The organism is Weissella uvarum (genome assembly GCF_016908785.1).
In the GTDB taxonomy this organism is placed as follows: domain Bacteria; phylum Bacillota; class Bacilli; order Lactobacillales; family Lactobacillaceae; genus Weissella; species Weissella uvarum.
Genome location: NZ_JAFBEO010000002.1, coordinates 319,817 through 331,207 on the forward strand (window position 1 = coordinate 319,817; position 11,391 = coordinate 331,207).

Below are 11,391 nucleotides of genomic sequence, written 5' to 3' on the forward strand. Positions count from 1 at the left end.
CAAAACTATCCAACATTAGTTGGTGGATTACTTATCATAAACAATAAAAAAAGCACAATCCAAAAAGATTGTGCTTTTTTGCTTAGAATGCCTTAACGATTTCCAAAACACCGAAGACAAGCAAGTATGCAGCCAACAAAGCCACAACGAATGACAAACCAAAGGCTGGGCTAAATAGCATAACAATACCAAGAATCAAACCAATGATTGCCATTACAACGATAAACCAGTAGTAACCCTTACCAGCTGACTTAACGTACTTAGCAGCCCAAAGTTCAAACAATGAATCCAAAACCATGCCAATGGCAACGAAGATCCAAACATAGATAGCACCAAAGCTTTGTGGCCAGAAAATAACCAAAATACCAGCGATGATGTCTAAAACAGCAAGGAATGTCAACATTCCAGTGCTTTCCATTCCCATACGACGTAGTGAACTACGTTGTGAAAAATGAAGAATTCCATCGATTACCATGAAAATACCAATAATGATAATCAAAACTGTCAATGAAACACCAGGGTGTTCCAAAACAACGAAGGCCAAAACTAAGGCCAAGATACCTAATACAAGGCTAAAAATGTCAAAGCCTTTATTATTACTTGTGTTTTCCATAACATCCTCCAAAAAAATAGCTGAAATTAAAATTCATTAATATGTATCTTACCATAATGCATATTTTTTTGTAAACACTTTGTAATAAATCCATCATAATCACTGCGCTTTGGCCGACCCATTCGCATAATTTATAGTGACGCCAGGCTCAACATTTGGGATAAAGACATTAAATTGAATACTCCCGTCCTGCGATTTCGCTTCAATATGTGAACCAGAAGGCACAAGGTTCTTCCCTTCATAGAGTGGTGTTACCCGGTACCGAATTGTTTTATGTTGATCTAAGCCCTTACGAACAATCGATTCATAGTAGTTTTGCCCAGTATTGGTAGTATCCCCATTTGAAGCTTGGTTAGCCCATGTCGTCTGAGTCGTAATATTTTGTCGGTTTGCTTCTGAGGCATCAAAGCCTTTAACACCACCAGCCAATGCATACGCAATTGAGTGTCCCCGATTGTAGAGGACTCGGTTATCATTTAACCGCATCTGTTGCCAACCGACCGGATTAATCTTAGTGGCGTTTCCCGTAGTTTCACGTTTTCGATATTCACGACTACTATTATTCAAAAAGGCATTTGCTACACCTGGCCGACCATATTGATCTGTTTGCGCCAATTGAACATATGGTGCTACCCGCACATTAGCATTTAAATCTGTTTTATTTTGATTAATAACAAACGCGCCAGTTCCATTGAATGAAATTTGTCGCGCATTTAACTGCTGCTTAATCGCTGGCGTTAAAACTGTTGCAGCCTGACTTTGCGTCGGATGTCGTGGTAAATCACTAGTTTGATTTGTACTTAGTGAACCAACGCGTTGACTACTACTACGATTTGTTTGATATTGCTTTGTGACACCTGTAACCTGTTTCAGTTCGTTAACTTGGTGTTCGTTAATCAACCCCGTTTGCTGACCAATAAATAAAGCTAGAACGACTATAATTCCTGTGATAGTGAGCTTTTGGCCCATCGGTTGCTTCTTTTTTCTTCGCTTTGCCATAATACTGCATCCTTTGATTACATTTTATAAAATTGACACTTATCTATTAAAACACAAAAAAAGAGTCAGACAAGCTACCCTGACCCTTTTTTAATAACTACTTCTTCATCTTGTGCCGTTCCCAAGCACCTAACCGTCGGCGCAATTGGTTTGGTTGTAGATGCTTTTTCATGATTTCTAACGCTTGGCGTGGCTTACCACCAACAAATTCAAAAGTTTGATCTTCTTTCGTTTTAATAATTAATCCACGATAGTAAACCTTCAAAATAATTTCCAGACTAACATAATCAATTTGTTCCCAAGGAATAATGATATAACCGCCCTTATTTGAACGGAACTCAATCGCCTTATCACCATAGAACAAATACCCCGGTTGAATATTCAAGGCACTTAATGAGGCATTTGCCCGTGCACTTAATTCTGGAACATTATCAATTTGTTGTGCTTTATCCTGCTTTACCATGATTCACTTACCTTATATTTTATTTTTTATGTACAAAAGCCGGCGCATCGTCTGCGCCAGCTTTTAAGTCTTTTATGCCATAATTCCAAAGGCATATGCAAGAATTCCAATTGCAAACAATCCGAAGATAATAACGATTGGAGAAACATTCTTACGCAATAGCCACAAAACAACGAACATCAATAGCAATGGTGCAAGACCAGGGATCAATTGGTTCAAAGTATCTTGAACAGTCGTAACCTTAATGGCACCAAGGTTTTGTCCATCCTTAATCTTTCCGGCAACATCTGAAATCGTTGATGGGTTCAACTTACCACTGTTGATTTGTTGTGCCAAGGCATCTGTATCAACATAGCTACCCTTTTGCAACTTAACCTTTGATAGAACCATTGGGAAGTTCATTGTTGTCCAACGTGGGACCAACACACCCATGATAAACATACCTAAGATTGAAGCACCAGTTGTAAGCTTTTGCATCATACCACCACCCAAATCTTGGGTGATACTTGTACCTTCACGGTAACCTAATTCTTGTGTGTACCACAAGAAGGCCATACGCATCAAATTCCATACAACGAAGAAGATGATTGGGCCAAGGATTTGACCACTTTGTGCTAATCCAGCGGCGAAAGCTCCAAGCACTGGGCGGGCAGTTCCCCACCAGATTGGGTCTCCAACACCGGCCAAAGGTCCCATCATACCAACCTTAACACTGTTGATGGCTTCGTCATCAATTTCAGCTCCGTTGGCACGTTGCTCTTCCATCGCCATTTCAACACCCAAGATAGGTGAGGCAACGTATGGATGTGTGTTAAAGAATTCCAAATGCCGCTTTAAGGCTTCTGCACGTTCTTCTTTTGTTTTATAAAGACGCTTAATTGTTGGCACCATTGAGTAGGCCCAACCCACGTTTTGCATACGTTCATAATTCCATGCAGCTTGAATAAATGTTGAGCGCCACCAAGTTGCACGACGGTCACCCTTAGTTAGGTGAAGCTCCGTTGATTGTACTTGCTTTTCTTGTACTTCATCAGTCATTGTACTCGTCCTCCAGACCCTAATAATTATTCAAAATTGCGTCGACTGGATCACCTGATGAGCCTGAACCACCTTGGCTACCTGAATCTCCACCATTTGAGCCGTTAAAGCGTGGTGAAAGTTGTAGGTAAACTAATGCAAGAACAAGTCCGATGATACCCATGGCAATCAAGTTCAATTCTGTAATAGCTGATAGCGCAAATCCTAGGAAGAAGAATGGCCATAGTTCAGGTGTTGCCATCATGTTAATAACCATGGCGTAACCAACAACCACGATAAATCCACCGGCAACGGCCAGCCCCTTGGTAATCACATCAGGAATTGCATTCAAAGCAGCATTAACAGGTCCAGGACCAACCATAATCACAATAATTGTTGGGATAGCAATACGCAAACCTTGTAATGCCAAGGCCGTCATATTAACTGCGTCAATACCACGAAGGCTTCCCTTTTTGGCTTGACTGTCAGCAACGTGTGACAAAATAACTGTAATCGTACGAACACCAATCGTCAAAACTTGACCAGCGATGGCAAGTGGCACGGCAATCGCCATACCTTCGTGCACTGAAACTTGAGCTGGTCCAGTTACCAAATAAGCTGAAACAACAGATGCCAAAGCGGCGTCGGGCGCAACAGCAGCCCCAATATTCATCCAACCTAGGGCCAACATTTGCAATGTTCCACCAAGGATAATTCCTTCGGTTACATGTCCGTTAGCCAAACCGATAAGCGTTGCCGCAACGATCGGTTGTTGGAATTGGAATTCGTCCAAAATTCCATCCATTCCGGCAAGGAATGAAATTAATACAACAAAAAACGCTGAAATCATGCGTTTAACCCTCCTATTCTACGTTTGAAATTAATTATTGAGTTTTAGTTTTTGTCTTTCAACAAAGTAAAGATATCCTTGCTTGAATCGCTTGGTACCTTACGAACATCAAACTTAACACCTTGTGAACGTAATTCTTCAAAGCATTCAACGTCGTTATCATCAACGGCAACCGCGTTTGTAACCATGCGCTTACCTTCAGAATGTGACATTGATCCAACGTTAACTTCTGTTAACTTAACGCCACCGGCAACAACCCGTTCAACGTCTTGTGGTGTTTCAAACAACAAGATTGCCTTAACACCCTTAAACCGAGGATCATCCCAAACATCAATCAACTTTTGAATTGGAATAACGTTAACCTTAACCCCAACTGGTGCGGCTTGGACCAACAATGTCTTACGCAATTCATCCTTTGAAACCGTGTCAGAAACAACAATAATCCGGTTTGGTTGTACCGCCTTAGTCCAGGCAGTGGCAACTTGTCCGTGCAACAAACGTGAGTCAATCCGAGCAAGACGAACATCAATTGTCATCTCACCTGAATGTTCAACCTTGTTAACATCTGTGTTAGTAACAGCTTGTGGTTGTGCTTCTTGTGCATCGGCTTCTTGAGCTGGTGCTTCAGATGCAACAGTTTCAGGGATTGTCTTAACGCCATCACGCGCCACGTCTACTAAATAATGCGCAATATCTGCTGCCTTATCCATCGTAAAACGAGCTCCGTATGCTTCAATCAACATTGGCAAATTCAACCCAGAAATAATTGCCATGCGATCTGGATTCTCAGCTTGAATCCGAGAAGCGACGTTAAATGGAGACCCACCCCATAAATCAACTAAGAATAATACTTCTCCAGCGTTGGCAGAGTCACCAAGAGCCTCATTAAAATGAGCTGACAAATCTTCAGGCCCTTCGTTAGGCATAAAAGTTACTACTTCTACGTCTTCTTGTTCTCCAAAAATCATCTGTCCTGATTGACGGATACCCTTGGCAAACTCGCCGTGACTAGCAATAATGAACTTCACCATAATTGCTTCTCCTTAAATAATATCTTTATTAAACTATTGCTTAATACATTGATTATAATACATGAAAACGATTTCGTTGTAAACGTTTTCACTTAATTATTTTCATAAAAAAATATAAAGGCGTATCTCTTAGATACGCCTTTATACTAGCATTGTGAAAATTAGAACAATTATTCTTCGAAACTAGTCAAACCATGTTCAGGAGTTCGAGCATTTCGCACAATCTTATCAACTGCAAAAATATCTTCTAATTCTTCTTCTGTAAATTCACCTGAGTCTTCGGCTAAGTCGCGTAATGAACGGTTTGTACGTAACGCTTCTTTAGCCAAATTTGAAGCCTCTTTATAACCAATATGGGCCGCCATCGCCGTGGCATATGAAACAGAAAGATCAATATCTTGTGCAAGTCGATCTTCGTTTGGCGTAATCCCAACAATTGCATGCTCTCTAAATGTCTTTAAGGCTTGCGTCAAATGCTCAATTGATGCAAATAAACGATAAAGCATCACGGGCTCAAAAGCATTTAATTCTAATTGTCCCCCTTCAACTGCGCTCGTTACAGTAATATCATTTCCCATTACTTCAAACGCAACTTGATTCAGAACCTCAGGGATAACTGGATTGACTTTACCAGGCATGATTGAACTACCAGCTTGACGCGCTGGTAGATTGATTTCATTTAAGCCAGAACGTGGACCAGAACTTAATAAACGTAAATCATTGGCAATCTTTGATAAATCAACAGCAAGTGACTTTAGCGCTGATGATAATTGTAAAAAGCCATCCAAATTTTGAGTAGCATCAAATAAATCGGAAGCTTGTTCTAACTCCAGACCCGTAACAGCGTTCAATTCTGGAATAATATGTTCCTGATAGTAACGTGAAACATTAATTCCAGAACCGATGGCTGATCCACCCAAATTCAAGACATGCAACCCTTGTTGTGCTTCATCAATTCGCATTAAATCGCGTCCCAGTGGTTTTAAGTAGGCATGGAACGAATTTCCTAGAGTCATTGGTACCGCATCTTGTAACTGTGTACGCCCCATTTTATAAATATCAGCAAATTCGTCGGCTTTGGCCCCCATCGCTTCCATTAAAGCGTTAATTTCAGCCATCAGTGGTTTAACAATATGTATCAAGGCTAATTTCCCGGCAGACGGGAAAACATCATTGGTACTTTGACTCTTGTTAACATGGTCATTCGGATTAATCTTTTGATAATCTCCTTTTTCATAACCCAAATTAGTCAAAGCCAAATTAGCAAGAACTTCATTTGCATTCATATTCATGCTGGTCCCAGCTCCACCTTGAATTGGATCTAACGGGAACATATTTTCATAATCAATTGGTTCAGATAACACTTGATTTGCTGCTTCGATTAAAGCACCAGCTACTTCATCATCTAAATTACCTGCATCATGATTCGTCTTAATTGTTGCCAATTTAATTTGAATCAAAGCCTTAATAAGATTGGCATTGACATGCTCACCTGTAATTGGAAAGTTCTCCAAAGCTCGTACGGTGTGGACGCCATAAAACGCCTGATCTGGTACTTCAACTTGTCCTAATGAATCTGATTCAACTCGCATTTACCTTTACCCTCTTTTCAGTTTGTAATATTTTACAATAAATTTCCGCGATGCCAAAGCTTTTTTACACTTTATCAACAATATTCTTATAAATTACGCCGGTCCCAAAATGATATAATGAATTTAATTATTACAAATTTTAGGAGTTACTATGACGCAGCAACAACAATGGTGGAAGAATAATCTTTTATGCTATACAGCTATTTTCATTCTCCTAGCCACCATGCTTTTTTTGCCTTACTTCTTAACTGGAACGGCCTTTATATGGCAATCAGACGGTATTGCTCAACATCTTCCGGCGTTAGTTGAATGGCAAAGAGACTTAAAACATCTCCTGGCCACCCATCAGTGGCCAAGCCAATGGACTTTCAATATTGGCTTGGGTTCTGATTTTTATCAAGTCTTTTCATATTACACATTGGGTGATATTTTCACTTACGGTGTGGCTTTCGTTAGTCAAAAACACGTCGGTCTATATTACACGATTATGATTGTGGTACGCCTTTTCTTAGCTGGAATCGCCTTTTTGACCGCTGTACGCCACTTCACGGATTCTAAAAATACATTAGTCAACGTTATTGCCAGCATTGTTTATCTTTGCACCGGCTATACTGCCTTTATTATTTTCAACCATCCTTTCTTCATTAATCCGTTGATTATTTTTCCACTGCTCATTACCAGCCTTGATAATGTTTTAGATGGAAAGAAAAACTTCCCATTCATTTTAATGGTCGCTTGGACGCTCTGGAATAATTACTATTTTGCCTTCATGATGGCACTTGGCGCCTTACTCTTCTTCATTATTCAGACTAGTTTTAATCATAAGTGGTTAAACATCCGCTATTGGGCCAATGTGATCATCTCCGCAATTATTGGAGCTCTGATACCAATGGTATTGTTCTTGCCAAGTATGCTCAGTATGCTCAGCTCTGCTCGTAGTGCAACATCTTTTGCTAATGGCATCGTGATCTATCCCCTTAACTACTATCTTAAGTTGCCGGGATCATTAATCATGAATGATAACGTTCCTAACTTTTGGTTCACAGGTGGATTTACAATTGTTGCGATTTTTGCCGCCATCTATACACTTCGGCGTTTCAAACAATATCAGCAATTAAATTGGGTTTTTATTATCGCACTAATTATGCTTTGTTTGCCTAGCTTAGCAGCCTTAAGTAATGGTGCTTCATCACCATCCAATCGCTGGACTTTCATGTTAGCCCTCCCGTTGGCAATTGGCGTTGTTTACTTCCTTAATCAGCTTGACGCGCTTGATATGAAAGATTTGATAAACATGCTAATCTTTACAGGCATTGCAGCAGTTTCAATCTTCTACAACAATAATTTTTCAATTAAAAGTAATTTTGCAACCATGTTGGCTATTGCCCTAGCACTCATGCTTGTACTTTATTTTGCTAAACTACAACATAAGTTACTGTGGGTTGTCCTAGCATTAACATTGTTTAATGCCTTTGTTCTCATGCATCAGAATCATGAAAATGATCTTGATCCAGAAAAGACAAGCCTACTATCATTTTCAAATGTAAATAAGTTAATTGATAATCAACAAAGTTATCTATCTGAGCACGACAAAAATACCGACGATAACGATGAATCGAACGACGCGAAAGCATCTTTGAATCGCTCTTACATCGAAAATCAATTAGGTAATATGACTGGTATTTCCCCAGCAACTAACTTGAGCATTCTCGGTCCTGCACACAATGTTGAATCTTACTGGTCATATCAAAATGGTGCGGTTGGCAAATTAATGAACCAATTACAAATTGCCGACAGTAACAATAACGATATTACAAGTAACTTGGATCGCCGTAACATTATTAGCAATATTCTTGGCATAAAATACTGGTATGGCGAAGATGCACCTAGCACGTATGTACCTTATAACAACTCAGCTAGCGTTAATAATCAAACTATTAATCAAAGTAAATCTGTCTATCCATTAGCTTACCTTCCACAAAATATTATTTCTACAAAACAATTTAATCAAGCATCTGGTACACAACGAGAAGCCTACCTGGCTAATGGCGTAGTTACGAATGCAATCAAGTCTACAGATCGTTCTACCTTCCAAAAGACAGTCAAGCAACAGCCAATTCGTAAAAGTGTCGACAGTGACTATGACCAGGAGCTCCATTTTAAATATACAACCGACCCAAAGAATGATCCGACTGGTGTATATTTGAAACAAGCTAAAGATCTAGAGGGCACTGAAACACACATTGAACTTAAAAACATTAAGTTCCATCCAGCATCATTCAAACAACAAGCCCAATCGGCAATTGAAGAGTATAATTTTAAGGCGCATCAAAAGCGCCAGAACCCACAAAAAACAGCTGATCTTAGCTATAATCCTAAACTATTTAAATGGGAATGGTATCTATCAAACATTAGTAAATTTGGTAAATACTTAGACGGTTATACACTAACGACCAAATACAATGATTTTGAGGGTACTTTCAAACAAAGTGGTCAAAAAAACCTTTCATTCTATAAGCCAGTTCGTAATGTAACGATTAATATCGGTCCGGGTAGTTCTAAATTGGATGAGCAATTTATTCCATTCCAATTTGATCAACCAGGTACTTATGAATTTGATGTTTCTGTAGAATCAATTCCAACCGACCAGCGTTTTGAAAAAGTAGCGCAAGCGGCCCAAAAAACAGCTATTCCGCTTTCAATTAAGCACGATACAATTGAGGGACATGTTAAAACAAACAAAACAGAGATTTTGGCAACTACAATTCCTTACTCAAGTGGTTGGTCTTCAAAGAATCAAAAACTTTTGAAGGTTAATGATGGTTTTCTTGGCATGAAATTGCATGCCGGCAATAATAATATCCAATTAAACTATCAGACCCCTGGTTTGAAATTAGGGCAATTATTATCAATCATTGGCCTAGTATGTTTGTTCATTTATACTTGCCTGCGTTGGTTTAAAACTCATAGATAGAAAAAAGCACACCGATACAAGTACGTATCGATGTGCTTTTTTATTAATCAAAACGATGACTTTGATCAGCCAAGACCAGTTCCCGTTCAATTTTTTCTTTATGTGCCAATTCATTAAACCATTGTTCTGGGAAATGATCATCCACATAACTCATTACAAGACCAACCAAAGCAGCATTTGTATCTGTATCGCCGCCTAATTGGACAGCCTGCTTTACTGCCTGTTCGTAACTTTGCGCATTCAAAACAGTCCATAGGACGGTATTAAGAGTGTCCACATCATAACTGGTAGGCTTAATGCTATCAATACTTTGGTTCTTAATCGCCTCAATAATTTGATCAGGATTACTGCCAGCTGGAACCACTAACCATTCTATATCGTTTTGTGCTAATAACGCTTGCACTGCTGGTTGGCGATTAATTGCCCGTAACGCATGTACCAGTGCACGTTCAATATTACGCATTCGTGGTAACACACGCATAAAGTAGACCCAAAAGCGGGAAATGAGCTTTGCCTGCATTGGCCCATGCGTTAAACCAGTCACTTCATTAACAACTTGTTCTAAAGTAACTTGTGCCGGTAATTGATAAAAAGCAAGCGGCCAAATCCGCATTAAAGCTCCATTACCATTGGCCATTGGATCATCTTGGTTAAAATCTCCAAATTTGCCACTTTCATCGTAAGCTTTAATCGCATTAGCAGTTTCAACTCCATATCCAAATGCTTGCCCTTGTGGCGTAAATTCGCCTTGATTTAAGTAGGCACTAAAATTGTCCATGATACCCTTAAGTTGGTATTCATCTGTTAACGCATTAATCGTTGCTAAAGATAAACTTGTATCATCACTCCATAGCCCACCATGGCGCATTTTGGAACTAACCTCTGCAGTGTCCTTAAATTCATAAGGCACGCCAAAGGCGTCCCCCATCGCAAAACCATACATGCCATTCCTTAAAAAATCAGCTGTCATATGTACTCCTTAAATATCTTCCGTACTAAACCAATCTGCAATGGAAGCCCAATTATTCGTTTTATTCACATATATTTGATAATTCGTAATATTGGTCAAAGTATGGCGATCTTCATCCAATGGCATCCAATATGTATCATCAGCACGCTTTAAAATATCAATATGCGAGTACGTATGTGTTTGACCATCGGGATCTTGCAATTGAAAAAAGTCCTCAATATCAAACTTTTTTTCACCAACAACTGGGCCACCCTTCATTAGATCATCAAGTAAATACTGAAATGATTCATTTGTTATTGTCTCAGCCATAATATCTCCTTTATTGGTTCATATCGTTATTATAAACTTATCTAGCTAACAAAAAAACTGGAAAACCCAAATGGATTCTCCAGTTTAATTTATCGGGACGACAGGATTCGAACCTGCGACCCCCTGGTCCCAAACCAGGTGCTCTACCAAGCTGAGCTACGTCCCGAAATGTAAATAAAAAATCCCTAAAAGGGATTTATGCCGTCGGTGGGAATCGAACCCACACTCCCAAAAAGGGAACTGGATTTTGAGTCCAGCGCGTCTACCAGTTCCGCCACAACGGCAACAAATCAATCATTACATCAAAGGGCGGTTGATGGGATTCGAACCCACGCATGCCGGAACCACAAACCGGTGTGTTAACCAACTTCACCACAACCGCCATGGCAGGGGTAGAGGGAGTCGAACCCCCACCGACGGTTTTGGAGACCGTTGTTCTACCATTAAACTATACCCCTATAAAATGACGTAATGCTTGAAAACGGTCACAACGGGACTCGAACCCGTGATCTCCTGCGTGACAGGCAGGCGTCCTAACCACCTAGACCATGCGACCAATGGACGATACAGGGA

Annotated in this window: 10 protein-coding genes and 5 tRNA genes; 1 reads left to right on the top strand and 14 read right to left on the bottom strand. The window is 39.8% G+C overall.

Annotation, left to right across the window (positions count from 1 at the left end; genetic code table 11):
- Window positions 1–82: 82 nt before the first annotated feature.
- The 7 genes from JOC36_RS04255 to JOC36_RS04285 all read right to left on the bottom strand — a co-directional run bounded on the left by JOC36_RS04255 (window position 83) and on the right by JOC36_RS04285 (window position 6,565).
- Window positions 83–613 carry an HdeD family acid-resistance protein gene (locus JOC36_RS04255; protein ID WP_205145265.1) on the bottom strand — a complete coding sequence of 177 codons (531 nt, stop codon included), beginning with the start codon at window positions 611–613 and terminating at the stop codon, window positions 83–85.
- Between the two features lie 99 nt (window positions 614–712).
- Window positions 713–1,612: a DNA/RNA non-specific endonuclease gene (locus JOC36_RS04260; RefSeq protein ID WP_239517525.1), complete on the bottom strand. Its 900-nt coding sequence runs from the start codon at window positions 1,610–1,612 to the stop codon at window positions 713–715.
- A 97-nt stretch (window positions 1,613–1,709) separates the two neighbouring features.
- Window positions 1,710–2,075, bottom strand: coding sequence for a DUF956 family protein (locus JOC36_RS04265; protein WP_205145266.1), 366 nt, complete (start codon window positions 2,073–2,075; stop codon window positions 1,710–1,712).
- Window positions 2,076–2,147: 72 nt separating this feature from the next.
- On the bottom strand, window positions 2,148–3,113 hold the full coding sequence (locus JOC36_RS04270) for a PTS system mannose/fructose/sorbose family transporter subunit IID (protein ID WP_205145267.1): 966 nt from the start codon (window positions 3,111–3,113) through the stop codon (window positions 2,148–2,150).
- Window positions 3,114–3,132: 19 nt separating this feature from the next.
- Window positions 3,133–3,942 (bottom strand): PTS mannose/fructose/sorbose transporter subunit IIC, encoded by an 810-nt coding sequence (locus tag JOC36_RS04275; RefSeq protein WP_205145268.1) that lies wholly within the window; start codon window positions 3,940–3,942, stop codon window positions 3,133–3,135.
- Between the two features lie 44 nt (window positions 3,943–3,986).
- Complete coding sequence (locus tag JOC36_RS04280; RefSeq protein ID WP_205145269.1) at window positions 3,987–4,973, bottom strand: mannose/fructose/sorbose PTS transporter subunit IIB; 987 nt, start codon at window positions 4,971–4,973, stop codon at window positions 3,987–3,989.
- Between the two features lie 170 nt (window positions 4,974–5,143).
- A complete protein-coding gene (locus JOC36_RS04285; RefSeq protein ID WP_205145270.1) occupies window positions 5,144–6,565 on the bottom strand; it encodes an aspartate ammonia-lyase in 1,422 nt (473 codons plus the stop codon).
- 151 nt (window positions 6,566–6,716) lie between these two features.
- Between JOC36_RS04285 and JOC36_RS04290 the strand changes: the two genes are divergently transcribed.
- Window positions 6,717–9,539: a YfhO family protein gene (locus JOC36_RS04290; RefSeq protein WP_205145271.1), complete on the top strand. Its 2,823-nt coding sequence runs from the start codon at window positions 6,717–6,719 to the stop codon at window positions 9,537–9,539.
- Between the two features lie 43 nt (window positions 9,540–9,582).
- Here the strand turns inward: JOC36_RS04290 and JOC36_RS04295 are convergent, their stop codons facing one another.
- The 7 genes from JOC36_RS04295 to JOC36_RS04325 form a co-directional block, all read right to left on the bottom strand.
- Window positions 9,583–10,509, bottom strand: a complete 927-nt coding sequence (locus JOC36_RS04295) for an ADP-ribosylglycohydrolase family protein (protein WP_205145272.1) — start codon at window positions 10,507–10,509, stop codon at window positions 9,583–9,585.
- Between the two features lie 9 nt (window positions 10,510–10,518).
- Complete coding sequence (locus JOC36_RS04300) at window positions 10,519–10,818, bottom strand: hypothetical protein (RefSeq protein ID WP_239517526.1); 300 nt, start codon at window positions 10,816–10,818, stop codon at window positions 10,519–10,521.
- Between the two features lie 92 nt (window positions 10,819–10,910).
- Window positions 10,911–10,984, bottom strand: a tRNA-Pro gene (locus JOC36_RS04305).
- A 33-nt stretch (window positions 10,985–11,017) separates the two neighbouring features.
- Window positions 11,018–11,102, bottom strand: a tRNA-Leu gene (locus JOC36_RS04310).
- A 24-nt stretch (window positions 11,103–11,126) separates the two neighbouring features.
- Window positions 11,127–11,200, bottom strand: a tRNA-His gene (locus JOC36_RS04315).
- 2 nt (window positions 11,201–11,202) lie between these two features.
- Window positions 11,203–11,276, bottom strand: a tRNA-Trp gene (locus tag JOC36_RS04320).
- A gap of 24 nt (window positions 11,277–11,300) precedes the next feature.
- Window positions 11,301–11,374, bottom strand: a tRNA-Asp gene (locus tag JOC36_RS04325).
- Window positions 11,375–11,391 lie beyond the last annotated feature (17 nt).